The organism is Mesorhizobium sp. M0029, assembly GCF_040323735.1.
Classification (GTDB): Bacteria; Pseudomonadota; Alphaproteobacteria; order Rhizobiales; family Rhizobiaceae; genus Mesorhizobium.
The window spans coordinates 177,065-203,027 of sequence record NZ_JAMYVF010000012.1; the positions used below are offsets into that span (position 1 = coordinate 177,065).

The following is a 25,963-nucleotide window of genomic DNA, read 5'->3' on the forward strand; positions in this document are numbered from 1 at the left end:
ATGGCCAAATTCCAGATCAGCCGCCGAAAGTTCCTGACGGGCGCCGGCCTCGGCGTTTCCGGCATCATGTTGTCGGGCTGCGATGCCTTCGACAGCCAGCTCGGCATGGGCGATGGCCTGCGCAGTTGCCTCGAAAACGCCAATGGCCTGACCTACCGCGCGCAACGCTGGCTTGCCGGCCGCGATGCTCTGGCGCCGGAATTCACCGAGGCCGACATCCGCCAGCCGCAGCGGCCGAACGGCGTCACCGCGCCCGAGGATGACACCTACAAGGGCCTGCTCGCCAACAATTTCGCCGACTGGCGGCTGGAGGTAACGGGCCTGATCGAAAAGCCGCTGTCGCTCAGCCGCGAGCAGTTGGAGAACATGCCGAGCCGCACGCAGATCACCCGCCACGACTGTGTCGAAGGCTGGAGCTGCATCGCCAAATGGACCGGCACCCCGCTGTCGCTGGTGCTCGACCTGGCTGTGGTCAAGCCGCAGGCCCGCTATGTCATGTTCCACTGCCTCGATACGATCGATCGCAGCCTCTCCGGGGAAATCAAATATTACGGCACCATCGACCTGATCGATGCCCGCCACCCGCAGACGATCCTCGCCTACGGCCTCAACGGCAAGCCGCTGCCGGTCGAAAACGGCGCGCCGCTGCGCGTGCGCGTCGAACGACAGCTCGGCTACAAGATGCCGAAGTATCTCTACAAGATCGAGCTCGTCGACAGTTTTGCCAATATCGGCGGCGGCCGCGGCGGCTATTGGGAAGACAATGGCTATGACTGGTATGGCGGGATTTGATGGCCTCGCATTCTGACCGAGCACGATCTGACTCCGACCGAACCGAGCTTGCCTGAGGAAGCCGGTTTCGAGCGCGTGGCCGAACTTGGCGATTGGCCTGAAGACACTCCAATATCGTCCTCTGCAAAACGGTCGCAGAAAACGGCGCGGCTTAAGCAACCTTGTCGAGCAGTGGCTTGAGCGCCGGATGTATCTCCGGCGAGGCGAGTTTGATCAGCGTCAGCAGCGCGCGTTCATTGTCACGCAGCGGGCGGTCGGTGCCGATGCGATCGGCCAGCCATTTCGCCTCGCTGGCGTCGATCGTCTCGGCGCGGCGCGCGAGTGCCTCGGCGGCACGGTTCTTCGACTCCCATTCGGCCTCGATATCGCCGGGCGAACGATAGGCTTCCATGATGCCGGCCAGTCCGCCCGACACATGCGGCTGAAGAAGCCACCAATTTCGGGCTCGACCTGGTCCAAGAAACTGTCACGACGCAGCGCCACATCGCGCGTCGGCGCTTCGTAGCCGGCCGAACACATGACGAAATTGGCGAGCGCCTTGACGAACAGGTCGTTCCAGGACGGGTCGTTGTGGGCCGCTGCGGTCTGCTCGTTGATCTGGAACAGCACCTCGGCCTCAACCCGTGTGATGGCGATGTTTCCGTCGCCGCCATAGGCATGGAGAATGCGGCGCAACAGATCGACCTCTGCCTTGGCGACCAGCCCGGGAACCAGCGCGCCGCCGAGCATCAGTGGTCCCTTGCCGTCGACCACCGCGTTGGCGACCTGCTCGAGCGCATAGGCGGAGAGCCGGCCGGGCGATGATTTCGCCCTTTCCAGCACATGCACCAGCAGCTCCAGTTCGGTCACACTGTCGACCATTCCGTCGCGCGAGATGGTCTGGATCAGCCAACCGGCATTGTCTTCAGAGATATAGCCTGCCGGCTTTTCCTGGTGGACGATGTAGTCGGTAACGGCCTCGACGAAGAATTCAGGCCATTGTGGGCATTTGTCCGTCGCTGTCGCATCGAGCGCGAACAGTGCTTCAGCCTCGCCGCGCGTCACCACGCCGTCGGCGAACACTTCGCGACGCAGCATGACGACATCTTCCGCCGTGATGCGGTCCTTCGAGGCCAGCCCCGCCACCGGCGCGCTCCCGATCCGTTCGCCCATCTGTCAATCCCCATCCGCCGTGCCCAACGCAATTGCCGGCCAAACCGTCAGCCCAGAATATCGCCATTGTCTTGAAAAACCGGCAAACGGCGTGGTTAGCGAAGACTGTAAAGACGACGCGCTTTACGTGTCGCTGGCAGGTGACAAGGTGTCGCCGACAAGCTATGGATGGCGCGTCGAGGGCTTAAGTTTTGAGTCCTACCTGTTTGCGGGAGAGAGCAGCGCGAGCTGCCGCCGAAGGGGAAATCGCCCGAAATCTCTCAGGCAAAAGAACCGTAGACGGGAAAGACACTCTGGAAAGTCGGGGCTTGCCCCCGCGCCGAAGGTGTAAGCGTCGCCGACAGAGTTCCGGTTGCGCGAGTCTCTCAGGCTTCAGACAGAGGGGCACGGACTGGTCGCCAGCAGCGGCCGATTGCGTGCGACTCTGGAGATGACATGACGGGCGACGACACGAAACACCTTCCTCTCGAAGATCTGCACACCGCCGCCGGCGCACGCTTTGGCGCCTTTGCGGGCTGGTCGATGCCGCTGACCTATCCGGCCGGCGTGATGAAGGAGCACCTTCACACCCGCGAACATGCCGGCCTGTTCGACATTTCGCATATGAAGCTGTTCGAGATCAGCGGACCGGGCGCTGCGGCACTGCTCAACCTCGCCAGTCCGCTCGATGCCGGCGCGCTTGAGATTTCACAGTCCAAATATACCTTCTTCCTCAACGAGGCCGCCGGGATCATCGACGATCTGATCGTCACCCGGCTCGGCGCCGAGCGCTTCATGGTGGTCGCCAACGCCGGGAATGCGGTCGAGGACGAGAAGCATTTGCGTGCGCTGGCGACCGATTTCGACGTGAAGGTCGATGCGCTCGATCGCGTCTTCCTGGCGATCCAGGGGCCCGAAGCCTGGGCTGCCTTGTCCCGCGCCGGCATCGAGACCGGCTCGCTCTTGTTCATGCATGGCATCGAGCCGAAGCAAAACTGGTTCATGAGCCGCTCCGGCTACACCGGCGAGGACGGCTTCGAGATCGGCCTGCCGGAGGCGGATGCGCGCGCTCTGGTCACGAAACTGCTCGAGGACGAGCGTGTGTTGTGGATCGGCCTTGCTGCCCGCGACTCGCTGCGGTTGGAGGCCGGCCTGTGCCTGCACGGCCAGGACATCACGCCGGAGATCGATCCGGCGAGTGCCGGCCTGATGTGGGCGATCCCCAAAGATCTCCGCGCCGGCGGGTCCTTCATCGGCGCCGATGCGCTGCGGTCCATCCTGGAGCGCGGGCCGTCGCAAAAGCGCGTCGGCCTGAAGCCGGACGGCCGCCAGCCGGTGCGCGCCGGCGCTGCTTTGTTCGATGCCGACGGCGATCCGGCCGGCTACGTGACATCAGGCGGCTTCGGCCCGTCGGTCGGCCATCCCGTCGCCATGGGCTATGTGTCAACGGCCTTGGCCAAGCCGGGCACGAAACTGTTCGCCGACGTTCGCGGGACCAAAATCCCGGTCGATATCAGTTCCTTGCCCTTCACTCCTCATCGCTACCGCAAAGGATAATTCCGATGGCAAAAACCTATTTCACACAAGATCACGAATGGCTGAGCGTCGAGGGAGGCATCGCCACCGTCGGGATAACCGACTATGCGCAGGAACAGCTTGGCGATCTCGTCTTCGTCGAACTGCCTCAAATCGGCACCAAACTCAGTAAGGGCGACACCGCCGTGGTCGTCGAATCCGTCAAGGCGGCATCCGATGTTTATGCGCCGGTTGATGGCGAGATCACCGACGCCAACGGCGCGCTGTCCTCGGACCCGTCGCTGGTCAACTCCGCTGCGACCGGCGACGGCTGGCTGTGGAAGATGAAGCTCGCCGACGAAGGCCAACTCGCAGGCCTCATGAATGAGGCCGCCTACAAAGCCCATATCGGTTGACATCAGGACCTATTGCCATGAGCGCAGCACTTACCCCCTTCTCGGCCCGCCACATCGGTCCTGATGTAAACGACGTCAGAGCCATGCTTGCCGTGATCGGCGTTCCCTCCGTCGAGACGCTGATCAGCCAGGCCGTGCCGCAGTCGATCCGCCTCGATCTGCCGCTAGCCCTTCCCGCGCCGGCGAGCGAAGCCGAAGCGCTGGCCGAATTGGCTGCGACCATGGCAAAAAACAGGGTGCTGAAGAGCTTCATCGGCGCCGGCTATCACGGCGTCCATGTGCCGCCGGTCATCCAGCGCAACCTGTTCGAGAACCCGGCCTGGTACACCGCCTATACGCCCTACCAGGCCGAGATCAGCCAGGGCCGCCTGGAAATGCTGTTCAACTTCCAGACCTTGGTCACCGAATTGACCGGCCTGCCGGTGGCTTCGGCCTCCCTGCTCGACGAAGCGACGGCGGTGGCCGAAGCGGTCGGCATCGCGCTGCGCCATCACCGCGACAAGCGCACCGAGGTGGCGCTGGCCGGCACGCCGCATCCGCAGACGCTGGACGTCGTGCGCACCCGCGCCGAGCCGCTCGGCATCGAGATCGATGGCGAGACCATCGACGACAACACCGCCGCCCTGCTGGTCTCCTGGCCGGACACGTTTGGCGTCTATGGCGACCACAAGGCGGCGATCGAGAAGGCTCGCGCCACCGGCGCCGTGGTCGTCTTCATCGCCGATCCGCTTGCGCTCACGCTGACCGAAGCGCCGGCCAGGCTTGGCGCCGACATCGCCGTCGGCCCGATGCAGCGCTTTGGCGTGCCGATGGGCTTTGGCGGCCCGCACGCCGCCTATTGCGCCGTCTCCGACAAGCTGACCCGGCTGATGCCCGGCCGCCTCGTCGGCCAGTCGATCGACAGCAAGGGTCGTCCCGGCTATCGCCTCGCCCTGCAGACGCGCGAACAGCATATCCGCCGCGACAAGGCGACCTCCAACATCTGCACCGCGCAGGCGCTGCTTGCCAACATGGCGACCGCATACGCGATCTGGCACGGGCCTACTGGTTTGCAGGCGATCGCAGCCCGAATTCATGAGCTCGCCAACGGCCTCGCAGCAGGCCTGAAAACCGCTGGTGTTTCCGTGCTCGGCTCAAGCCGTTTCGACACGGTGACGGCCGAAGTGAAGGGCAAGGCAGCTTCGATCGCCGCTGCCGCTGAAAAAGGTGGCCGGCTGCTGCGCGTCATCGATGCCGACCGCATCAGCATCGCCTTCGACGAAACCTCGACCGAGGCGGATCTCGAGGCTATCGCCGCCCTGTTCGGCGCCAAGTCCGGCGCTACTGAGGCCGGCGCGATGCCCGGCAAGCCGCGCGGCAAGGAGTTTCTGACCCAGCCGGTTTTCCGCGAAAACCACTCCGAGACCGACATGATGCGCCTGCTGCGCAGGCTAGCCGACAAGGATTTGGCGCTCGACCGCACCATGATCCCGTTGGGCTCCTGCACCATGAAGCTCAACGCGGCGGCCGAAATGATGCCGGTCAGCTGGCCTGTTGTCGCCAACCTCCATCCCTTCGCGCCGGCCAGCCATTCGGCCGGCTATCGCGCCATGGTCGGCGAGCTGGAAGGCTGGCTGGCGGAGATCACCGGCTTCGACGCCGTCAGCCTGCAGCCCAATGCCGGCAGCCAAGGCGAATATGCCGGCCTGCTCGCCATCCGCGCCTATCACCGCGCGCGCGGTGAAGGCCATCGCACCATCTGCCTGATCCCCCAGTCCGCGCATGGCACCAATCCGGCGAGTGCGGCGATGGCCGGCATGAGCGTCGTCGTCGTGCGTTGCCTGGAGGACGGCAATATCGACATGGACGATATGCGAGCCAAGGCCAACGAGCATTCCAAGAATCTCGCAGCTCTGATGTTCACCTATCCCTCGACGCACGGCGTCTACGAGGAAGGCGCGCGCCACCTGTGCGCTCTCATCCACGAACATGGCGGCCAGGTCTATTTCGACGGCGCCAACCTTAACGCGCTGGTCGCGCTGGCGCGGCCCGCCGATATCGGCGCCGATGTCTGCCACATGAACCTGCACAAGACCTTCTGCATCCCGCATGGCGGCGGCGGTCCGGGCGTCGGTCCAATTGGCGTCAGGGCGCATCTGAAACCCTATCTGCCTGGTCATGTCACCGAAGGCTCGGCGCATGCCGTGTCGGCCGCACCGTTCGGCAGCGCTTCCATCCTGCCCATCACCTGGATGTACATCCGCATGATGGGCGCCGCCGGCCTGAAGCAGGCGACGGAGACGGCGATCATCTCGGCCAACTATGTGGCGACGCGGCTCGCGCCGCACTTCCCGCTTCTCTACAAGGGCAGGCACGATCGCATCGCGCATGAATGCATCCTCGACACGCGCGTCCTCAAGGAGAGCGCCGGCATCAGCGTCGATGATATCGCCAAGCGGCTGATCGACTACGGCTTTCACGCGCCGACCATGTCGTTCCCTGTCGCCGGCACGCTGATGGTCGAGCCCACAGAGTCCGAGCCCAAGCGCGAACTCGACCGGTTCTGCGAGGCGATGATTGCCATCGCCGGCGAGGCAGCGAAAGTGGCGAAGGGCGAATGGCCGCTCGAGGACAACCCGCTGGTCAATGCCCCGCACACGGCGGCCGAAACCCTTGCCGGCCAGTGGACTCACCCCTATTCGAGGCTGGAAGCGGCCTACCCCGCCGGCGATGTCGATACAGCGGCCAAATACTGGCCGCCGGTCTCGCGCATCGACAATGTCGCCGGCGACCGCAACCTCGTCTGCTCCTGCCCGCCGTTGTCGGAATATCTCGGCGCCGCCGAATAACACTCTGGCCTGTCAGGCTGAACGCAAGGCCGGCCCATCGGCCTTGCCGTTGAGGACAAGCACGCGATTTCGCCCGTCGTTCTTGGCCGCGTAGAGCGCCCGGTCGGCCTCGGCCAGCACTTCATCCAGGCTGCTGCCGTCTTCCTTGCCAAAGCCAATGCCGCCGCTGACGCTGCTGCGCAACGGCCCGCGCGGCGTCGGCACCACTTCTGTGCCGAAGGCGACGCCGATCCTGCTGGCGAGATCGTAGGCCTTGTCTTCGGTCATCCGAGACATGACCAACGCGAACTCCTCGCCGCCCAGCCGGAAGGCGTCGACGCCAACCCTGTCATACTTCTTGATGACTGCGGCGAAACGGCAGAGCACCCGATCGCCGACGGGATGGCCATAGACATCGTTGGTTCGCTTGAAGTGGTCGAGGTCGAACATGGCGACCGACAGGGCCGAAGACGCGCTCGCGATAGAGCGAGTTCAAAGCCCGCCGGTTCATCAGACCGGTCAACGGGTCGGTCAGGGTCTCGGCCTTCAGTTCGATCTGTGCCTGCAGATGATGCAGCGACAGCGTCAGCGCGCCGAGAGCCGTCATGCAGGCGACCGCCACGACCGAATTCAACCGCTCGGCCCAATTGTCGGGTGCGACGCCGAGCACCCACTGGCCCTTGACCAGAAGCACGGCGCCGCAGAGCCCGAAGGATACGCCGCAGACGCCGCTTAGCGCCGAAACGACCAGCAGAATGCCGCGATCCTGACCGCCCTTGATCCAGAACATCACCCCGATCGAGGCGAGCAGCACTGTTACCGTCGTATAGGTGAGGATGAAGCCGACACCATCGAAACCGAGATAGGTCACGCCGGCGCAGACAGCGATCGCGAGCATGGCCGGCAGGACAGCGCGGCTGTAATTGCGCACACCAAGATATTGCATGGCCGAAAGTGAAAGCGCCAGGAAACCGAGGCTGAGCAGCGCCAACGCCGCCTGGCAAAGCAAGGGACTGGGCTCCCTCGTGTAGCGCCAGAAGACGATGACGTGGGCGACAAGGACGAGAATGCCGCACGCCACCGTCAGCACGAAGCGTGCACGCGGCGCCGTGAACCAGATCACAAACATGGTGACGCTCAGGCATGTGCCCGACAGCGCAGCCGCCAGCAATAGCGAACTGAAATCCAGCATGGATGAGCGGCAACCTTTGGGATCCTCGATTTGTGGCGCATCATAGGCATGCAACCGGCCGGAGATACCGTTTTCGGCCGGTTTTCAAAGCAACCTGCCGACAGGGTTTACAAAGCGTCGACTGCCGTCCCCGCGAAGAGTCTCAGCCCTTGTTGAGCAGCGCCAGATTGGCGTTGATCACGCTCGGGTCGGCCATTCCGGCCCTTGCTTCCATGAGCAGCGCCCTCGCCTTCTTCTTGTTGCCGCGCAGCAGCTGCGAATAGCCCATATTGTTGACAATCTGCGGCTTGCGCCCGGCAACCTTCAAAAGCTGGTCGTAGGCGCGGTCGGCGAAGTCGAAGCGGCCGAGTTCGTCATAGGAGGCGGCAAGCCCCATCCATCCCTCGGCACTGTCGGCCTTCAGTTCCACGGCCTTGCGGAAATGCTGTTCGGCAAGGCCGTAATTGGCCTCGCGGAACTGCGCCTTGCCTTGCGCAAGGTCGGAGGTGCTGACGTCTTTTGCCACCGGTTGGATCGACGTGGTCTTGGTCTTATCGACGTTCTCAGTCGTACAGCCGCTGACCATCAAGACGGCCGCTAGCGCGGCCATTGCCGTGAAAATTCTGTGACGCATGCCCCTGGCCCCAATCGCCCGATTTACCGGGTCGTTCTTCAGGAGGCAGACTACAACAGGGCAATTAAACTTCAGTGCTGAAACGCCCCTAAAATTTGGTTTCGGGCAAACCAGCCATTAACCAGCCGAGGGCTAGTCCGGCTCCATCGACTTGAGCCTCGCCGGAAACTGATAGCGGCTGCCCTCATAGCGCAGCCGGTAGGTTCGTTTCATGGACCTTCCGGGATGGGACTGGCACTCGCCATTCTTGTCGACAGACGGATTGTCGGTGTCCAACCGCTCGAACACTGTGATGTCGTGATAGCCGTGATGTCTCGCCGGGCTCATCGCCAGGCTGACCCGGCTGGATTGAAAGGATCCTGCGCAATTGGTGTCGCCTTCGCCGCCAAAGCCGGCCACGATGATGCCGTCGAGCACCAGGCGCAGATCACCGCCGTCAAGGGCATAGAGTCGCAGGTCGGTTTCGCTGAAGGGATTGGGCCGCGAATGGCTCGCCATTTGGATGCGCAGGCCAAAGCCGGTGACACCGGGCGCCAGGCCATAGCGGCCGGTATCGAATTCGACCTTGTTGATGGCGATGGCATCATCGGTCATCAGCCCGGGCTGGAGCAGGCGCTGGCGCACCTGCCGGGTCTTCCTGTCGACGACCAGAAGGTCGACATCGCCGACATGCCCGTCGTCGCTGGATTGGCTGCTGTCGATCAGCGGCACCGCGACCAGCAACAGATCGTCATGGGCAGGCCATATCTTGCAGACGAGGCCAAACGGCGTATCCGGGAGCGTCACGGCGATGCTGGTATGGGGTTCGAGCGTGAACGAGGCGCCGTCTGCGCTCTTTTGGGCCCTGGGATAGGCCTGTTGCACCAGGGCGGCAGCATCGCCGCAATCGCGGCCGCGGCCGAGGCCGGCGACAGACTGGTGGCGGCCAGGCCGAGCAAAACGGTGCACAAGACTATTCGCATGGACGGCTCACTCATTTTGCTTTGCGGATTTTGCCGAAGGAGAGCGACCGAACCGGCCGGGTTTCGACATCCAGATGAAGCGTAGTTGGAGTGAGTAACCGCAAGAAGCCGCCGGGCAATCCCCTAGGTATCTACTGAACCGCCGTCATTTTGACGATGATCGGGATGACGGCGATCATCAGCACCACCGGCAGGATGCACACCACCACCGGCACCGACATCTTGGCCGGCAAGGCATGTGCCTTCTCCTCGGCCAGCGACATGCGCTTGTGGCGCATTTCGTCGGAGAACACGCGCAGCGCCCCGGCAAGGCTGGTGCCGAGTTCCTTCGACTGCTGCAAAAGCGTGGCGAAGGAGCGCACCTCGTCCAAGCTGAGGCGGTCGGCGAGCGCCTTCAAGGCATCGTCGAGGCTGCGGCCGGCCCTGAGTTCCAGCGACACCAGCTGCAGGTTTTGGCTCAGCGACGGATAGGTCTTGGCCAGTTCCTTCGAGACCCGCTCGATGCCTGCCTCCATGCTCATGCCCGCATCGGAGCAGACGATCATCAAATCCATGAAGTCGGGAAAGCCGTTGCGGTATTCGCGCATCTTTTCCCGCACCTTCTGGCTGAGCACCAGGCCGGGCACGAAATAGCCGGCGGCTCCCGACAGGATGATGAAGGTCCAGCGGCTGGTCGCGGTGGAATCGGCGCTGCCCATCCAATGGTTGACCAGGAACGCGCCGATCGTTGCGCCCACCAGGCAGGCGAAGCGGATCAGGAAGAATGTGCCGATCGCGCGCGGCTCCATATAGCCCGCCTGGATCAGCTTCATACGCAACCGGGCGACATTTTCCGGATCGCTCTTGGCGTAGAATTCCTGCGCCCGCTTCACCGCCTTCTCGCGCACGACGCTCTGGTTCTTCTTCGGCGCCGCCTCGGCCTGTTGGGGAGTCTTGCTGTCGTCGACCTTGAGCCGGCGCTTGAGATCGTTGCGGTCGCCTTTGGCTACCACGAGCGGCCATGCCACCGCGCTGCCACCCAACACCAGCAGCAGCGCGGCTACCGGCATCAGCGACGTCGGCGCCAGCGATGCAAGAAACTGGATCATCTGCTCCATCTCAGAACCGGAAGTTCGACATCTTGAACATGATGATGTTGCCCAGCATCAGCCATGTCACGGAACCGCCCAGCAGATACCACGTCTTCGGTACATCCCAGACGCTCTGATAGAATTGCGGCATCATCACCATGATGGTGGCGAACAGCAGTGCCGGCACCGCCGTCAGGATATAGGCCGACATACGACCCTCAGTCGAAATGGCGCGCACCTTGCGGCGCAGCTTGCCGCGTTCGCGGATCGTCGTCGACAGCCCGTCGAGGATCTCGCGCAGATTGCCGCCCGAACTCGTCTGGATGGAAACCGCGGTGACGAACAGCGGCAGATCCTCCTGGCCGACGCGGTCGAACAGTGAATTCAGCGCAGAAACCAGGTCGGAACCATAAGTCACCTCGTCGGAGATAACGCCGAATTCGGTGCCGATCGGATCGGACATCTCGCGCGACACCATCGAGATCGCCACCGGAACCGGATGCCCGGCCTTCAAGCCGCGCGTGATCAATTCCAGCGCCTCCGGCAACTGCACGCCGAAACGCTTCACCCGCCGGGCACGCTTGGAACGCAGCACAATCACCGGCAGCAGCGCTGTCAGCACCACAAACAGCAAAATGGCGAGCAACAGCGGCAGGCCGTACCAGAGCGCGACGAGCATCATGGCCAGCGCCACGCCCGTCGTCATCGTCAGGAATTTCGGCAACGGCATCACCATGCCAGACTGCGTGCGCAGCGCGCGAAAACGGTCGGGCGAGAAGAATGACGTGCCGGAATCGAGGCCGCGTTCCTTGCGCAGCTGAATCAGCACCTGTTCCTGGCTGATCTTGTTTTCCTGCAGCCTCATGCGCCGGTTGATGGCCAGGCGCTTGTCGCTGCGGCCGGCATAGAGCAGATAGCAGCCTTCGGCGATCATGATGCCGGTCAGCGCTGCCGCGGCATAAACGACATAGATCGGGCTGAAATTCTCGAACACCCGGCTACTCCTGCGGCCGGCCGGGTTCGAAATATTTGCCGGGGAATTCAATGCCCATATTGCGCAGGTCCTCGAGGAAACGCGGGCGAATGCCGGTCGCCTCGTAGTGACCGAGGATCTTGCCGTCGGCCTCCATGCCAGTGCGCACGAAGCGGAATATCTCCTGCATCTGGATGACGTCCCCTTCCATGCCGGTCACCTCGGCGACGCTGGTCACCTTGCGCTTGCCGTCCGACAGTCGCGTCAGCTGGACGATAAGGTCGAGCGCGCTGGCGATCTGACTGCGGATCGACTGCACCGTCATCGGCATGCCGGTCATGCCCAGCATCTGCTCGAGGCGTGAAATGGCGTCGCGCGGCGTGTTGGCGTGGATGGTCGCCATCGAGCCTTCATGTCCGGTGTTCATCGCCTGCAGCATGTCGAAGGCCTCCTCGCCGCGGCACTCGCCGAGGATGACGCGGTCAGGGCGCATGCGCAGCGCGTTCTTGACCAGGTCGCGCTGCTTCAGCTCGCCATGACCTTCGATGTTGGCGGGGCGCGTTTCCATGCGCGCGACATGCGGCTGCTGCAGCTGCAGTTCGGCCGCGTCCTCGATGGTGATCAACCGTTCGTCTTCCGGAATGAAGGCTGACAATGCGTTGAGCATCGTCGTCTTGCCGGTGCCGGTGCCGCCCGAGATGATGGTCGTCTTGCGGGCGTGGACTGCCGCCGCCAGCACCTCGGCCATATTCTGGGTGATGGCGCCGAACTCGACCAGCTTGTGCAGGCCGAGCTTGTTCTTTGAAAACTTGCGGATCGACACCAGCGGCCCGTCGACGGCGACCGGGCGAATGGCGGCGTTGAAGCGCGAGCCGTCGAGCATGCGGGCATCGACCATCGGTTGCGATTCGTCGACCCGGCGGCCGACGGCGGCGACGATCTTGTTGACGATGCGCAACAGATGCGCCTCGTCCTTGAACGGGATATGGACCTGCTGCAGCTTGCCCCGTTTTTCGACGAAGCAGTTCTGGTGGCCGTTGATCAGGATGTCGTTGATGTCGGGGTCCTTGAGCAGCGGTTCCAGCGGGCCGAGGCCGACCATCTCATCGACGATGTCATCGACCAGCGCTTCAAGTTCGACGGTGTTGATCGCCATACGCTCCTGGCGGGTCTTTTCCGACACGAACTCCTGCACCTGCCGGCGCATCTCATCCTTGGGCAGGCGCTCCAGCGCGACCAGGTTGATTTCCTCGAGCAGCAGCCGGTGGATGCGCACGCGGGCATCGAGCACCTTGTTGGCGCTTTTTCCCAGTGTTGTCTCCGGCTTCGGCGGCAAGGCCTTGCGGTTCGTCGGGATGACCACGGCGTGATGCGCGACCGGCGCCGCCTCGGCCGGCTTCAGCGCGCGGACGTCACGGTTCTGCAGGGTCGAGAAGCGGCTGGTCATCCGGCTTTCCTCTTCAGGAGGCCCCTGCCGATGCCGAACAGCGAGCGCGATTTCTCCGGCGTCACCACGGCTTCTTCCGGCAGGATGATCCTCTTCAGATCGTTGACGACATTGGCGTTCGGGTCGATCTCATGCAGCGGCACGCCGCGGTCGACCGCTTCACGCACAAGCCGGTAATTGTTGGAGATGCCGCCGACGAAATGCTCGCCCAGGATTTCCTGGACATCCGCCTGCTTGATGCCGTTGTCGAACATCTTCTGCTCGAAACGGTTGACGATCACGTTCGGCTTCACTTCCTTGCCTGCCGTCTCGTAGACCGCCTGGATCAGCCGCTGCGTATGGCGCAGGCATGGCACCGTCATTTCAGCGACGATGTAGAGCTTGTTGGAGCCGAGCAGCACCGTCTCCGTCCACGGAAACCAGGTGCGCGGCATGTCGATGACGACGTTGTCGAAATAGGCCGAGACGAGATCGAGCATGCGCACCACGACATCGGTCTTGAACGAGCGCATTTCCGACGGATGCGTTGGCGCCGCCAGCACGCAGAGCCCGCTCGCATGCTTGGACAGCATCACGTCCAGCAGCTGACGGTCGAGGCGCTCGGGCTGGTTCTCGATTTCGGTGATGTCGAAGCGCGGCTCGAGGTCGAGATATTCGGCGCAGGCGCCTTGCTGGAAGTTGAGGTCGACCACGCAGGTCGACGCGCCGCGCGTCACCGAATGATGCAGCTGGAAGGCGGTCTGCAGCGCCAGCGTCGTGGTGCCGACGCCGCCGGCGGCCGGCATGAAGGTATAGATCTGCGACTCGGTGTTTTCCTCGCGCCCCGGCCCTTGCAGCGCGCGCACGACCGACCGCACCAGATCGGCGGTGGTGATCGGCTTGACCAGGAAATCGGCGACCTGGAGCTGCACCAGGATACGCACCGCGGCTGCGTTGAATTCCTGGGTGACGACGACCACCGGAACGCGGCCTTCAAGCCGGCGCATGATGCGCTGCAGCGACTCGATCTCTTCCAGCTTTGCCGCATCCATGTCGACGATGAGCGCGCCGAAATCGGCTTCCTGGACCTCGCCGCGCAGTTCGGTAATGTTCTTCTCAACGGTAGAAAGCTGGATCACCTCCGAAGCCGCGAACGCGGTGCGCGTATCCTGCACAAAGGTCCGGTCGCTGGACACCAGCAGGATTTTCTTGGTCTTTATGCCGCTTGCCATTTTGTCAGCCTGTCAGGTCATTCCCGGTCAAATCACCGGGCAAATCAATCGGTTGTCGCTGTCGGTTGCACTGCCTTGGCGGCAGCAGCCTGGTCGGCGGCGTTGACCGCCGCCTCACTGCGCTGCGCCGGCACCAGCAGCCTGGTGTTCTGGACGCCGTATTTCCAGGGATCGACCATCTGCATGGCCGTATTGGCGGCCTGTGCGTTGCCGGCCGCCATCGTCGGTCCCTCGGAGCGGATATAGTCGTCGCTGGTGCAGCCGCTGGCGAGGCCGGCGAGCAGCAGGGCGATGCATGGTTCCACGCGCATGGCTTCAATCCTTCGGCAGGTCGAGGAAATGCCCGACGGTGGTGACCGCGGCCGGCTGTGCCGTACTGCCGCTGGCCATTGCCACTGCACGATTGGCGTCGGACGATTTCACTTCCTCGGTGTTGTTTAGGAAATAGTCGACATTGCTGGCCGGCTGCGTGCCGTCGGTCGGCTCGAGCAGCTTCTTCGACGGATCGACCGGCTTGACCAGATAGGGGGTGACGATGATCACCAGATCGGTCTCGCGCCGCTGATATGATTTGGAGGAGAACAGCGAGCCGAGCACCGGCAGCTTGCCGAGGCCGGGAAGACGCGACGTGGTGATGTCGTTCTGTGACTGCAGCAGGCCGGCGATCATGAAGCTCTGGCCGTTCTTCAGGTCGACCGATGTCCTGGCGCGGCGCACGATAAAGCCCGGCACCGAGATATTGCCGATATTGTAGGAGGCCGAAGCATCGATCGAGGACACTTCCGGCGCGATGTCAAGGCTGACCAGCCCGTCCTTGAGAACCGTCGGCGTGAAGTCGAGGCTGACGCCGTATTTCTTGTAGCTGACGGAAATCTTGCCATTGTCCTCGGAGACCGGGATCGGGAACTCGCCGCCGGCGAGGAAGCTTGCCGTCTGGCCCGAGCGGGCGATCAGGTTCGGCTCTGCCAGCCGCCGGGCAAGGCCACGTTCCTCCAGCGCCTTGATGGCGACGTCGATCGACAGGCCGTTGGACAGCAGCCGGCCGATGATCTCGCCATTGCCGGCTCCCGGCACCGAGCCCGGCTCGATGGTGACGTCGCGCCCGCCAATGCCGTAAGCAAAATTGGCGCTGTATTTGGCGCCGAGATCCTGTCCGGCCTGGCGATTGATCTCGACGAAGCGGACGTTGAGCTGAACCTGCTGCGAGGACGAGATGTTGACCGAATTGATCACTTCCTCATTGCCGGAGAAGCGGCTGGCGATCTTGCTTGCCTTCTCGGCGGCGACCGCGTCATCGGCCTCGCCCGACAGCACGACGCGGCCATTGGCCGAGCCGACCTTGATCTTGGCGTCCGGCACGCTGGCGCGAATGGTGCTGGCCAGCTGGTCGGTGTCCAGCGTCACCTCGATGTCTACGGTGCCGACCAGCTGCTTGTTCTCGTCGAACAGCGCGATGCCGGTGGTGCCGAGATTGTTGCCCAGCACATAGAAGGATTTGTCGGTCAGCGGATTGACGTTGGCGATCTCCGGATCGCCGATGACGATCTGGTAGAAGGCGGCATTGGTCATGACCGTCTTCGGCTTGCCCTTGGCCACCTTGATCGACGCATTCGTTGTCGACGAGACATGGACTATATCGTTGTCGGCCTTGGCTGGCGCGCTGAGGCCGAGCATTACGGCCGCGGCAAGGCAAGCCCCCACCGCAAGCGCCCGCATTGGGCGCAGCCCTTTCGTCGTCTGAAATGCATGAAGTCCCGACATCTGTCCCGTCCTTCGCCCGGTTCCCACCGGCAGTTATTGCTGGTCCCGCGCAGGAACCTGGTATTCTTCGACCTGCGTGCCGCGCGTCACGATGATCGTCTTGAATTTCGGCTTCTCAGGCTCCTTGGTCGCGGCAGTGAACAGCGCGCCGGCAGCGGCCTGGACGCCGGAGGCGACCGATCCGCCGAAGGACGAGATGGTGGTGACGCCGTCCTTGGCGGCACCACCGTCGGCGGCCGAGCGGAGCGACAGCGACAAGGTGCCGACGGTGCGGGCAAGCGCCACTTTCTGCGCGCCTTCGGTCGTCACCTCGATGGTCACGGAATTGGCGATCTGCGGTGTGGTCTGGCGCTCGTCGGCGCCCTGCCCCACGGTCAGCACCTTGGCGTCGGAGACGACGATCTCGGAGGTAACGGTCGATCCGGCAGCGCCCTGCGCGTTCTTGGCCACTTCCTGGATTTCGCCCGCATCGCGTGTCAGCACCACGTCGACCCGGTCGCCCGGCATGACGAAGCCGCCGACACCGGCGATCTCGTCGGTGCGGATTGTCACCGCCCGCATGCCGGGCGTCATCATGTTGGACAGCGTCGCGCGGCCGTTCGGCCCCGACAATTTGCTGATCAGCACCGGCTCGTTGATCTCGATCGGCGACAATACCACGCGGCTGCCTTCGGCGAGCAATGCATTGACTGTGGTGAACGCGCCCTGCGGCACCGAATCCTCGGACCATGGGATTTCGCTGAGCTGCGCCCGGTCAAGCTCCATGCCGTAACGCAGCGGCGCGTTGGCCACCACGATGGTCTTGAAGACAACCTTGGGGACGGCGGGCGCCGGGATCGACGCCGTTTTCTCTTCGGCATCGGCCTTGGCCTGGCTTTTCACCCAGAAATCCGCGGCAAAGATTGAAATCGCGCCGAAGACGGCAGCGATGCCAATCATCGTTATGGCCTTGCCCCTCACAACCAACCCCTGACTCTCGTGGTCTTTTGTTTTGTTGGGGCGACGCTAGGCCGCTTTGTTAAAGATTCAGGAATCCCAGCGGCTCCGCACGGACCTATTTCCGCCGGCTTGGTTATCGAAAGGTTTTAGGATAAGAAGGGGTTAAATCCCCGAACGTAACAGGAACTTCCGTCGCTTGGCGCCGAAAAGCGTGGCAGTATCGACGGGTGATTCGCGGCACCGGATTCTATGGCAGGCATGGACGACAACAACGATCTTTTCGGCAATCTGGAAAAGCAGCCCCAACCGGCTCGGACACCTTCGCGCCCGGCCGACCCGCTTGTGCAGGCCACGAAGCGTCCTGCCGCGACCAAGGACGGCAGCGAGGGCTATAGCGCCGCCGACATCGAGGTGCTGGAGGGGCTGGAGCCGGTGCGGCGCCGTCCCGGCATGTATATTGGCGGCACCGACGACAAGGCGATGCACCATCTGTTTGCCGAGGTCATCGATAATTCGATGGACGAGGCGGTCGCCGGCCATGCCACCTTCATCGATGTCGAGCTGTCGGCCGACGGGTTTCTGACCGTCACCGACAATGGCCGCGGCATTCCGGTCGATCCGCATCCGAAATTCAAGAAACCGGCGCTCGAAGTCATCATGACGACGCTGCATTCGGGCGGCAAGTTCGATAGCAAGGTCTATGAGACCTCCGGCGGTCTGCACGGTGTCGGCGTCTCGGTCGTCAATGCGCTGTCGGACCATCTCGAAGTCGAGGTCGCGCGCGGTCGCCAGCTTTACCGCCAAAGGTTCTCGCGCGGCGTTCCGGTGAGCGGGCTGGAGCAGCTCGGCGAAGTGCACAACCGGCGCGGCACCAAAATCCGCTTCCATCCCGACGAGCAGATTTTCGGCAAGGGCGCCGCCTTCGAGCCGGCGCGGCTCTATCGCATGACCCGCTCGAAAGCCTATCTGTTCGGCGGCGTCGAGATCCGCTGGAGCTGCGACCCATCGCTGATCAAGGAAAAGGACCAGACGCCGGCCAAGGCGGAGTTCCATTTCCCCGGCGGCTTGAAGGACTATCTCAAGGCATCGCTCGGCGATGATTTCCAGGTGACCCGCGAAATCTTCGCCGGCAAGAGCGAGAAGCAGGGCGGCCACGGTTCGCTGGAATGGGCGGTGACCTGGTTCGGCGGTGACGGCTTCGTCAACTCCTACTGCAACACCATCCCGACCGGCGAAGGCGGCACGCATGAGGCCGGCTTTCGCAATGTGCTGACGCGCGGGCTTCGGGCCTATGCCGACCTGGTCGGCAACAAGCGCGCCTCGATCGTCACCTCCGAAGACGTGATGATCTCGGCGGCAGGCATGCTGTCGGTGTTTATTCGCGAGCCGGAATTCGTCGGCCAGACCAAGGACAGGCTGGCAACGATCGAAGCCATTCGCATTGTCGAGACCGCCATCCGCGATCCCTTCGACCACTGGCTGGCCGACAATCCGCAGGAAGCCTCCAAGCTGCTGGAATGGGTGATTGCGCGCGCCGACGAGCGGGTGCGCCGGCGCCAGGAAAAGGAAGTGTCGCGCAAGAGCGCGGTGCGCAAGCTGCGCCTTCCCGGCAAGCTCGCGGACTGCACGCAGAATGCCGCCGCGGGCGCCGAACTGTTCATCGTCGAAGGCGACTCGGCCGGCGGCTCGGCCAAGCAGGCGCGCGACCGCGCCAGCCAGGCGGTGCTGCCGCTGCGCGGAAAAATCCTCAACGTCGCCAGCGCCGGCAACGACAAGCTAGCCGCCAACCAGCAGATTTCGGACCTGATTCAGGCGCTCGGCTGCGGCACGCGCTCGAAATACCGCGACGAGGATTTGCGCTACGACCGCGTGATCATCATGACCGACGCCGACGTCGACGGCGCTCACATAGCCTCGCTGCTGATCACCTTCTTCTACCAGGAAATGCCGAACCTGGTGAATGGCGGCCATCTCTATCTGGCGGTGCCGCCGCTCTATTCGATCCGGCAAGGCGGCAAGGTTGCCTATGCCAGGGACGATGCGCACAAGGACGAGCTGTTGCGCACCGAATTCACCGGCCGCGCCAAGGTCGAGATCGGCCGCTTCAAGGGCCTGGGCGAGATGATGGCCGCGCAGCTCAAGGAAACCACCATGGACCCGAGGAAGCGCACGCTGCTCAGGGTCGATGTCATCGACGCCGTGGCCGCGACCAAGGATGCTGTCGACGCGCTGATGGGCACCAAGCCGGAAGCCCGCTTCCGCTTCATCCAGGAACGCGCCGAATTCGCCGCGACGGAAGTGCTGGATATCTGAGCGCCGGCCAACTCTTCGTTTTGACGCAGTTCCGGGCGGAAAACCGTTTCACACTTTTCCTGGAACTGCTCTAGCCTGCGCTTCCGATACGGAGACCAGCTTGTGATCTGGGCGCGGCTGAAGAGCTACTTCGAAACCAGTTTGGCGGGCCTGACGCAGCCGACGCGCTCGGATTGGATTTTCGCCCTGCGCACGGTTTCGGCGGGTCTGATCGCGCTTCTCGCTGCTTACGCGCTAAAACTCGACCACCCGCAATGGGCGATGATGACGGTCTTCATCGTCGCCCAGCCGGTCGCCGGCATGGTGCTGGCGAAAGGTTTTTACCGGCTGCTCGGCACGCTGGCCGGTGGACTTGCGACGATCGGCATCACCTCGGTTTTCGGCACCAATCCCTGGCTGCTGGTCACGGCGCTGTCCGTCTGGATTGGGCTGTGCACGCTGGTTTCGTCGCTGCTGCGCAATCCGGAAGCCTATGGCGCCGCACTTGCCGGCTATACCGCGATGATCATTGGGCTGCCGGCTTTCGGCCAGCCGCATGTGATCGTCGATCTCGCTGTCGCGCGCTGCGCCGAGATCGTGCTCGGCATCGTCTGCGCCGGCCTGACCAGCCGGCTGATCCTGCCCAAGCTGGCCGCTGACGCCATCATCTCCAGGCTGAAGCGCAGCATCCTCGACCTTGCAACCTATGCGGGCGGCGCTTTTTCCGGCGGCGACCCGGCGAGACTGGCCGGCCTGCACGGCAAGCTGATCACGGACGCCCAGATGCTGGCCGAGATGCGCACCTATGCCCGGCTCGAAGCCCCGAGCTTCGCCACCCGCGCCCATCCGGTCCGCCTCACCATCGGTCAGCTTCTGTCGGCGCTGTCGGCGGCACGCGCGCTGCATTCTCACGCCGCGCCGAAAAACGCAGCGCTCATTCCGGTGCGCTCGGAACTGCAGTCGCTGGTCAGCGAACTGGCAGCCACGCACGAGGCGCTGGAGGACACGTCGCCCTGGGTGACGCGGCTCGACGCGATTGCCGGCAAGGCCCGGCAAATGCCCGACGCCTCGACCGATCAGGACGACAGGGTCGGCACCATCACGCGCCTCACCATCGCCGCCGATTTCGCCGAAGCCTTCAAGCAGGTGCTGCGCGGCCTCGACGCCCTGCGCGCACCGGTGACGCGCCCGAGCCGGAGCAACAGGCAGCTGCCTGCGCTGGTGGTGCATCGCGATTATCCCGGGGCTTCGCGCAATGCCATACGCGCCGCCCTTGCCACGCTGGCGGTCGCCGCCTTCTGGCTGACGACGAAATGGTCCGACACGGCCGGCACCGTTATCCTCGTTGCGGTCGTCTCCAGTCTTTTCGCCGCGCGGCCTGACCCGGTGCGGGTGTCCTGGGGCTTCTTCAAGGGTACGCTGCTGGCTTTGCCCTTTGCCTTCCTTGTTGGCCAGGTCGCGCTGCCTGCTTTGCCCGGCTTCGGCTGGTTCACGCTGTTTGTCGTGCCGATCCTGGTACCGACGGCGCTGGGCATGGCCAATCCGCGCACCGTCGGCGTGGCGACGGCCTTTGCAATCAATTTCCTCGCCTTCCTCAGCCCGCATCAGGCGATGACCTATGCCCCAGGCCCGTTCTTCGCCGGCTCGGCGTCGGTGCTGGTCGGCATCCTGCTGGCTATCTGCGTCTTCATCGTGGTGCTGCCGGTGGATCCATGGCGCGCGGCCAACCGCATCGTGCGCGCCATGCGCGAGGATCTGGCGCGGCTGTGCCTGCATGAGCGGGTGCCGCGGCGTTCGGCCTTCGAGAGTCTGGCCTATGACCGCATCAACCAGCTGATGCCGCTCTTGCAAAATGCCGGCAGGAAAGGCGATGCGATCCTGGGCGGCGGGGTCGCCGCCGTTACCGTCGGCCTCGAAATCCTGCGCCTGCGCGCCGCGCAGCAGAGGCCGTCCACTCCTACCGACACCGCGCTCTCGATCGCCAATTTCCTGCGCGGCCTCGCGCGTGAACTGCTCTTTCGCGCAACCGGCGATCCACAGACAGCAACTGTCACTGTGGCCCGGCAATATGCAGCCAGCCTTTCAGAGCGCAGCGGCGGTGCGGATATGCTGCAGATCGCAGCCTCGCTGCGCATCATCGCCGCCGCGATCGAGGATTTCCCGGATTTCTTCGCCAAGGACCGAGTTTAGGGCGTCAGGCCGCGGCTATCGCCAGCGCATGCCCGCGCGCGTTTTCCCGCAGCGCGTCGAGGTGGATCGACTTGACCAGGCCGGCGAGATCGCCCTCGGTGGCCGGACCGCCGAGCTCCTTCAGCATCAGCCAGCTGACCTCCTGCACGCCGGCGAGGCGCTTGCCGTTGGCGACTTCGCGCCAGATTTTGAGCGCGCGCAGGATGATGCCATGGGTGGAAGCGGCAAGGCCGGCGCCGCGGAACAGCGCCTGCAACGCGACGTCCTGGCCGCCTGCGAGCAAGGCCCGCACCCGCTGCTCCGACTGCTGGCTGAGCGCAACCAGGGCCGAGCCGAAAAAGTCGACCTTGCCGTGGGCAATGGCACGGATGATGAAACTTGCGGTCAGGTCGCCGCGCAGGCGCAGATGTTCGATAAGTGCCGCATGTTCCTCCGCGCGCGTGCCTTCGACCAGCCGCACCGAAGCCTTGACGCAAGCATCGCGCGTGACGCGCTCGGCTCTGGCCGCCCCCATCAGCGCCATCACCAGCGGCGAAGCCTTCAGCGTTTCGCCGAGCTTGACCAGTAGCATGTGCCGGCAGTCGGCCGGCAGCCGCACATCCGTGACCATTGCCTCGCGCAAATGAGCGATATGGCCATGCCGCTCGGCGATGCGGCGGAAGGAGAGCGAGGCTATGTCGGCGCCGTCATTGGCGAGCAGCGCCGCACACGCTTCCGGTTCGCCGATCTCGGCGATCGCCGCGGCAACCGCCATCGAAACGACCGGCCGGTCGGCGATCAGTTTTTGCGTCGCCTTGTGCCCGGCCGCGACGCGGTCGATCAGGTCGGCGTCCGTCAGCAGCGGGGAGCGCGCCAGCACCAGGGCTGCCACTTCCGGCTGATCGGAGGCAAGCGCGCTGATGATCTGCAGCGGCGCGTGATGGCTCATCGACAGCGCTTCGGCCATAGCCAGCCGCACCTTCGACGAGGCGTCGTCGAGCAGCAGCGTCAGCGCCGCTTCGGCCGCGCAACGGTCTTCGAAAGGCAGGTCGGAATTGACGTAGGCGCGGGCCAGCGCGCTCGCCGCCGCGGCGCGCTCCGAAACTCTCGCGGTGTAGATCCATTTGAGAAAATGCGAGACAACCATACTGCCTGCTACGCCCCTTGCCGGAAAGCTTCCGGCCCCAGGAATGACCCTAGGCAGAAATGGTTTACGAACGGTTCACCATGTTTATTAACTGGCTTGCGGGTGGCATGGGCAGCGCCTATCAACCGTCAGGCAGCGGAGGAGAAAAATGATGCCCGGGCTTTATCTCGAAGAGTTCGTCGTCGGACATGTCTTTCGGCACACGCTGCGCAAGACCGTCACCGAAAGCGATAACATGCTGTTCTCGGTGATGACGCTGAACCCACAGCCGCTGCACATCGACTTCGACTTCGCCGCCAAGAGCGAATGGGGCAGACCGCTGGTCAATTCGCTGTTCACGCTCGGCCTGATGATCGGCATTTCCGTCAATGACATCACCGTCGGCACCACAATTGCCAATCTCGGCATGAAGGAGACGGTGTTTCCGCACCCGGTCTTCCACGGCGACACTATCCGTGTCGAAACGACGGTGCTCTCAGTCAGGGACTCGAAATCGAAGCCGGACCGCGGCATCGTCGAGTTCGAGCATCACGCCTACAATCAGAACGATGTGCTCGTTGCCAAATGCACGCGCCAGGCGATGATGATGAAAAAGGCGGCCTGATGCGCTCGCTGCTGTTTGTGCCCGGGGATTCCAAAAAGAAACTGGAGAAGGGTTTTGGCGCCGGCGCCGACGTGGTCATCGTCGACCTTGAGGATTCCGTGGCGCCACAAAACAAGCCGTCGGCACGCGACATCGCAGCACGCTTTATTGCCGGCAACAGGCAGCAGACAAGCTCCGCCATCTATATCAGAGTCAACGACCTATCGACCGGGTTGACCGACGATGATCTGGCCGCCCTGGTTCCGGTCAAACCCGACGGCATCATGCTGCCGAAGTCGAACAGCGGCCAGGATGTCCAGCAGCTATCCGTAAAGCTCCGCGTACATGAGGCCGAAAACGGATTGCCGGATGGCGCGATCAAGATCCTGCCGATCATTACCGAGACCGCTGCTGGGTTGCTGGCCGCCGCGACCTATGCCGGGGCAAGCGCCAGGCTTGCCGGCCTCACCTGGGGTGCCGAAGATCTGTCGGCGGCGATCGGCGCGCAGGCTGCGCGCGACGACAACGGCCGCTACACCGATGTCTTCCGCCTTGCCCGCACCATGACCATCCTTGCCGCCGGCGCAGCTGAAGTCGCGGCGATCGACACGGTTTTCCCCGCCTTTCGCGACATGGCCGCCTTCGAAGCCGAATGCACGGAGGCCGAGCGTGACGGCTTTACCGGCAAGATGGCGATCCATCCGGCGCAAGTGCCGGTCATCAACGCCGCCTTCACGCCATCGGCGGAGGCAGTGCAACGCTCGCAGGCCATCGTCGCGGCCTTCGAGGCGGCCGGAAATCCCGGCGTGGTCGGCATTGACGGCAAGATGTATGACCGGCCGCATCTCAGGCTCGCCGAACGGCTTCTGGCTCGCGCCAAGGCAGTCGGGGTTTAGTCCCGCGCCAGCACGATGACCCGGTCCTCAGGCAGGTAGGCCAGCGCTTGCGACTTCAACGGGTTGACGGTGACGCCGCCCAGAGCCCGCTCATCACTCTGCGCAGCGCGAACGCGCCTATGTCCGATGGCGATCTCGCCGCGCAGCCGCGCCGATTCCGCGATCGTCCAGAACGTCACCGGCTGATCGATGGCGACATAGTGGCCGACCGGACGCATGTAGATTTCGGAGCCCTCCTCGTCGAGCAGGTCATCGAAGATCGCGGCGAGATGCTGGTTCTCCGATGCCTGCGCCAGCATCAGGCTGACCAGCCGGTTGCTGACGACGAAGTCATCGGCCTTGGTCACCGCCGCCAACTCGCGGTTGCGCACGTCGATCATTTCGCTGACAATCGAGATATGCGTGCCGGCATCGTCTGCGATTTTGCGCAGATGCAACAGCGTCACCAGCGTGCGCGTATCGGCGGGCTGCGCTGCCATGGTCTCGCTGTAGCCGAGGACGAGCACGTGGTCGTAGGAAGGCACGTCCAGGCTTGCCAGTGCTGTGCTGCTCGACGTGTCGGTGATCCGGCAGGAAACCGACAGATTGTCGCCGACGACCGGCAGCCCGGCAACTTCCTGCTCGAGGCCTGGCGTATCGGCGGCGATGGTCAGGATCGAACCAGGCGCGACATAGCGCGACAGTTCATAGGTTATGATCGGACCGCGCCGGTTCCAGCCAAGGATCAGCGTGCGCTCCGGCTTCGCCTCGATGGGCTGATGGCGAAGAATCGCCGCGGCATCGATCTTGGCTCCGGCGCTTCCCAGCTTGATGGCGGCATCGTCCTCGGCAATGATGATGGCGCGCATGTCCTTGCCGATTACCAGCTCCGACGGCGGGTTGAGATTGACGCGCCCCTGCTGGTCGCAGAGCCCGATCAGCGTGCAATGCTCATACGCCATCACTGCCTCGCCGAAGGTCTTGCCGGTGAGATCAGGCTGCTCGGTCGTGTAGATTTCGCAGCCGTCGAAATCGAGCAGCTCCGAATAAACGCCGCTGAGACCCGACTGCCGGCTCGAATGCACGACGATGCGCGAGATCAGCTGGTCGGCCAGGACAAGCTGTACCTCGGCCCCGCCGACGACGCGGGCGACCTCGGCGTTCTTTCCGTCGCGGATCTCGGCGGCGATGTTATAGGGCGCGGTGCGCCGGTTCGGGTCGTTGGCCAGCGCCAGCACCGTCTTGATGACCTGCGAATCCGGATCGTCGCCGTCCGGCGACAGCACGATGATGGAGCGCGAGGTCTGCGGGTTGACGATGGCCAGATCGTAGAGGTCGGTCGGGTCGCCGCTGCGGCAGATGATGCGTGTGTTGCCCAACCTGCCGACCTTGGCGGCGATCTCGTCCTCCATCGTGACCTTGTCTATGTTGGCCATGACGACAATGCGCGGATGGCGGCGGCTGGCATTGGCAATGACGAGTTCGGAGATGACGTCGAAGACCGACGGCGACCAGTTGAGGATGATGGTGTGGTCGCTCTCCAGCACCCGCGAACGACCCTTGCGCAATTCATCGAGCTTGCTGTCGACGCCGGCGCTGAGCACGCCGATGAGGGCCGACACAACGAAGATGCCGGCAAGCGTGACAAACAGCATGACGAGACGAAAGGCCCAGCCGGTGTCGCCGCCCATCGTGCCGGAATCGAGCGTGCGCATCAGCGATTCCCAGAACGCTTCGAAGAAGTTCAGCGGTTCGCCGCCCTCCGGCGCGATGCGGGTCACCGCAAGGAAGGCCGCGGCGGCGATGATGATCAGCAGGGAAAGGACGGCGAGCCAGCCGATCAGCGCGATCGGCCCGGCCGCCATGCTCTTGTCAAACCCATAGCGCAGCCGGGTTCGCAGCGAGTCTCGTTTCTTCATGTCGCCGGCGACCCCCGCGCGCGGCCTCAAGGGCGTCGAGTTGGTCGTGTCCGACGATCACGCCGGCCTGGTGGCAGCGATCGGCGAGGTGATCCCCGAAGCCGCCTGGCAACGCTGCTACGTGCACTTCCTCAGGAACGCGCTCGATC

21 protein-coding genes, 2 pseudogenes and 1 riboswitch are annotated in these 25,963 nt (G+C 63.8%); of the genes and pseudogenes, 9 read left to right on the forward strand and 14 right to left on the reverse strand.

From position 1 onward, the window contains the following. Positions 1-792 (forward strand): molybdopterin-binding protein, encoded by a 792-nt coding sequence (locus NKJ76_RS20660; protein ID WP_023815381.1) that lies wholly within the window; start codon positions 1-3, stop codon positions 790-792. Positions 793-943: 151 nt separating this feature from the next. On the opposite strand, the pseudogene NKJ76_RS20665 reads toward NKJ76_RS20660, so the two are convergent. Then, positions 944-1,944, reverse strand: a pseudogene (locus tag NKJ76_RS20665) (hypothetical protein). A 199-nt stretch (positions 1,945-2,143) separates the two neighbouring features. After that, positions 2,144-2,230: riboswitch (glycine riboswitch) on the forward strand. Positions 2,231-2,379: 149 nt separating this feature from the next. On the opposite strand from NKJ76_RS20665, the gene gcvT reads away from it, so the two are divergent. The 3 genes from gcvT to gcvP are packed head-to-tail and all read left to right on the forward strand — an operon-like array spanning position 2,380 to position 6,682. Beyond that, entirely contained in the window at positions 2,380-3,480 is a 1,101-nt protein-coding gene (gcvT, locus tag NKJ76_RS20670; RefSeq protein ID WP_023815382.1) for a glycine cleavage system aminomethyltransferase GcvT, read from the forward strand. 5 nt (positions 3,481-3,485) lie between these two features. Continuing rightward, positions 3,486-3,854: a glycine cleavage system protein GcvH gene (gene gcvH / locus NKJ76_RS20675; RefSeq protein ID WP_023681591.1), complete on the forward strand. Its 369-nt coding sequence runs from the start codon at positions 3,486-3,488 to the stop codon at positions 3,852-3,854. 17 nt (positions 3,855-3,871) lie between these two features. Then, on the forward strand, positions 3,872-6,682 hold the full coding sequence (gene gcvP / locus NKJ76_RS20680) for an aminomethyl-transferring glycine dehydrogenase (protein ID WP_352538244.1): 2,811 nt from the start codon (positions 3,872-3,874) through the stop codon (positions 6,680-6,682). Between the two features lie 12 nt (positions 6,683-6,694). Here gcvP and NKJ76_RS20685 read toward each other — a convergent pair whose 3' ends face one another. The 11 genes from NKJ76_RS20685 to cpaB all read right to left on the reverse strand — a co-directional run bounded on the left by NKJ76_RS20685 (position 6,695) and on the right by cpaB (position 16,829). After that, a complete protein-coding gene (locus tag NKJ76_RS20685; protein ID WP_352538245.1) occupies positions 6,695-7,111 on the reverse strand; it encodes a GGDEF domain-containing protein in 417 nt (138 codons plus the stop codon). Beyond that, entirely contained in the window at positions 7,011-7,853 is an 843-nt protein-coding gene (locus NKJ76_RS20690) for a hypothetical protein (RefSeq protein WP_352538246.1), read from the reverse strand. The genes NKJ76_RS20685 and NKJ76_RS20690 overlap by 101 nt, the downstream gene beginning before the upstream one ends. 142 nt (positions 7,854-7,995) lie before the next feature. Continuing rightward, positions 7,996-8,466 carry a hypothetical protein gene (locus NKJ76_RS20695; RefSeq protein ID WP_023681594.1) on the reverse strand — a complete coding sequence of 157 codons (471 nt, stop codon included), beginning with the start codon at positions 8,464-8,466 and terminating at the stop codon, positions 7,996-7,998. 132 nt (positions 8,467-8,598) lie between these two features. Next, positions 8,599-9,414, reverse strand: a complete 816-nt coding sequence (locus NKJ76_RS20700) for a PA3715 family protein (RefSeq protein WP_352538247.1) — start codon at positions 9,412-9,414, stop codon at positions 8,599-8,601. Between the two features lie 145 nt (positions 9,415-9,559). Further along, entirely contained in the window at positions 9,560-10,525 is a 966-nt protein-coding gene (locus tag NKJ76_RS20705; protein WP_352538248.1) for a type II secretion system F family protein, read from the reverse strand. A gap of 1 nt (position 10,526) precedes the next feature. After that, on the reverse strand, positions 10,527-11,492 hold the full coding sequence (locus NKJ76_RS20710) for a type II secretion system F family protein (protein ID WP_023704530.1): 966 nt from the start codon (positions 11,490-11,492) through the stop codon (positions 10,527-10,529). Positions 11,493-11,496: 4 nt separating this feature from the next. After that, on the reverse strand, positions 11,497-12,918 hold the full coding sequence (locus NKJ76_RS20715) for a TadA family conjugal transfer-associated ATPase (RefSeq protein WP_352538249.1): 1,422 nt from the start codon (positions 12,916-12,918) through the stop codon (positions 11,497-11,499). Then, entirely contained in the window at positions 12,915-14,129 is a 1,215-nt protein-coding gene (locus tag NKJ76_RS20720; RefSeq protein WP_023681597.1) for a CpaE/TadZ family protein, read from the reverse strand. The genes NKJ76_RS20715 and NKJ76_RS20720 overlap by 4 nt, the downstream gene beginning before the upstream one ends. A gap of 44 nt (positions 14,130-14,173) precedes the next feature. Next, a complete protein-coding gene (locus NKJ76_RS20725; RefSeq protein WP_023681598.1) occupies positions 14,174-14,440 on the reverse strand; it encodes a hypothetical protein in 267 nt (88 codons plus the stop codon). A gap of 4 nt (positions 14,441-14,444) precedes the next feature. Beyond that, the gene (locus NKJ76_RS20730; protein WP_031193121.1) at positions 14,445-15,845 is read right to left on the reverse strand and encodes a type II and III secretion system protein family protein; all 1,401 of its coding nucleotides are present in this window, start codon (positions 15,843-15,845) and stop codon (positions 14,445-14,447) included. Positions 15,846-15,923: 78 nt separating this feature from the next. Beyond that, positions 15,924-16,829: a Flp pilus assembly protein CpaB gene (gene cpaB / locus NKJ76_RS20735; RefSeq protein ID WP_023681601.1), complete on the reverse strand. Its 906-nt coding sequence runs from the start codon at positions 16,827-16,829 to the stop codon at positions 15,924-15,926. A gap of 258 nt (positions 16,830-17,087) precedes the next feature. Here cpaB and parE point away from each other — a divergent pair, with 258 nt between their 5' ends. Beyond that, positions 17,088-19,142, forward strand: a complete 2,055-nt coding sequence (parE, locus tag NKJ76_RS20740) for a DNA topoisomerase IV subunit B (RefSeq protein WP_023691142.1) — start codon at positions 17,088-17,090, stop codon at positions 19,140-19,142. 102 nt (positions 19,143-19,244) lie between these two features. Next, positions 19,245-21,311, forward strand: coding sequence for an FUSC family protein (locus NKJ76_RS20745; protein ID WP_023695445.1), 2,067 nt, complete (start codon positions 19,245-19,247; stop codon positions 21,309-21,311). Positions 21,312-21,315: 4 nt separating this feature from the next. On the opposite strand, the gene NKJ76_RS20750 is transcribed toward NKJ76_RS20745, so the two are convergent. Next, a complete protein-coding gene (locus NKJ76_RS20750) occupies positions 21,316-22,437 on the reverse strand; it encodes a DUF2336 domain-containing protein (protein ID WP_023701210.1) in 1,122 nt (373 codons plus the stop codon). Between the two features lie 91 nt (positions 22,438-22,528). Between NKJ76_RS20750 and NKJ76_RS20755 the strand changes: the two genes are divergently transcribed. Further along, entirely contained in the window at positions 22,529-23,041 is a 513-nt protein-coding gene (locus tag NKJ76_RS20755) for a MaoC family dehydratase (protein WP_502902328.1), read from the forward strand. Then, the gene (locus NKJ76_RS20760) at positions 23,041-23,916 is read left to right on the forward strand and encodes an HpcH/HpaI aldolase/citrate lyase family protein (RefSeq protein ID WP_023710650.1); all 876 of its coding nucleotides are present in this window, start codon (positions 23,041-23,043) and stop codon (positions 23,914-23,916) included. Before NKJ76_RS20755 ends, NKJ76_RS20760 begins: the two co-directional genes overlap by 1 nt. Here the strand turns inward: NKJ76_RS20760 and NKJ76_RS20765 are convergent. Further along, a complete protein-coding gene (locus tag NKJ76_RS20765; RefSeq protein ID WP_352538250.1) occupies positions 23,913-25,814 on the reverse strand; it encodes a CASTOR/POLLUX-related putative ion channel in 1,902 nt (633 codons plus the stop codon). The two genes, NKJ76_RS20760 and NKJ76_RS20765, sit on opposite strands and share 4 nt — an antisense overlap. A 19-nt stretch (positions 25,815-25,833) precedes the next feature. Here NKJ76_RS20765 and NKJ76_RS20770 point away from each other — a divergent pair. Next, a pseudogene (locus tag NKJ76_RS20770) lies at positions 25,834-25,963 on the forward strand (transposase); the annotation flags it as partial.

Coding starts and splice junctions, on each gene's coding strand:
- NKJ76_RS20765 (WP_352538250.1), bottom strand. CDS start 25,814: ATGAAGAAACGAGACTCGCTGCGAACCCGGCTGCGCTATGGGTTTGAC.
- NKJ76_RS20695 (WP_023681594.1), bottom strand. CDS start 8,466: ATGCGTCACAGAATTTTCACGGCAATGGCCGCGCTAGCGGCCGTCTTG.
- NKJ76_RS20705 (WP_352538248.1), bottom strand. CDS start 10,525: ATGGAGCAGATGATCCAGTTTCTTGCATCGCTGGCGCCGACGTCGCTG.
- NKJ76_RS20685 (WP_352538245.1), bottom strand. CDS start 7,111: ATGTTCGACCTCGACCACTTCAAGCGAACCAACGATGTCTATGGCCAT.
- NKJ76_RS20715 (WP_352538249.1), bottom strand. CDS start 12,918: ATGACCAGCCGCTTCTCGACCCTGCAGAACCGTGACGTCCGCGCGCTG.
- NKJ76_RS20690 (WP_352538246.1), bottom strand. CDS start 7,853: ATGCTGGATTTCAGTTCGCTATTGCTGGCGGCTGCGCTGTCGGGCACA.
- cpaB (WP_023681601.1), bottom strand. CDS start 16,829: ATGATTGGCATCGCTGCCGTCTTCGGCGCGATTTCAATCTTTGCCGCG.
- parE (WP_023691142.1), top strand. CDS start 17,088: ATGGACGACAACAACGATCTTTTCGGCAATCTGGAAAAGCAGCCCCAA.
- gcvT (WP_023815382.1), top strand. CDS start 2,380: ATGACGGGCGACGACACGAAACACCTTCCTCTCGAAGATCTGCACACC.
- NKJ76_RS20720 (WP_023681597.1), bottom strand. CDS start 14,129: ATGGCAAGCGGCATAAAGACCAAGAAAATCCTGCTGGTGTCCAGCGAC.
- gcvH (WP_023681591.1), top strand. CDS start 3,486: ATGGCAAAAACCTATTTCACACAAGATCACGAATGGCTGAGCGTCGAG.
- NKJ76_RS20660 (WP_023815381.1), top strand. CDS start 1: ATGGCCAAATTCCAGATCAGCCGCCGAAAGTTCCTGACGGGCGCCGGC.
- gcvP (WP_352538244.1), top strand. CDS start 3,872: ATGAGCGCAGCACTTACCCCCTTCTCGGCCCGCCACATCGGTCCTGAT.
- NKJ76_RS20730 (WP_031193121.1), bottom strand. CDS start 15,845: ATGCGGGCGCTTGCGGTGGGGGCTTGCCTTGCCGCGGCCGTAATGCTC.
- NKJ76_RS20760 (WP_023710650.1), top strand. CDS start 23,041: ATGCGCTCGCTGCTGTTTGTGCCCGGGGATTCCAAAAAGAAACTGGAG.
- NKJ76_RS20750 (WP_023701210.1), bottom strand. CDS start 22,437: ATGGTTGTCTCGCATTTTCTCAAATGGATCTACACCGCGAGAGTTTCG.
- NKJ76_RS20725 (WP_023681598.1), bottom strand. CDS start 14,440: ATGCGCGTGGAACCATGCATCGCCCTGCTGCTCGCCGGCCTCGCCAGC.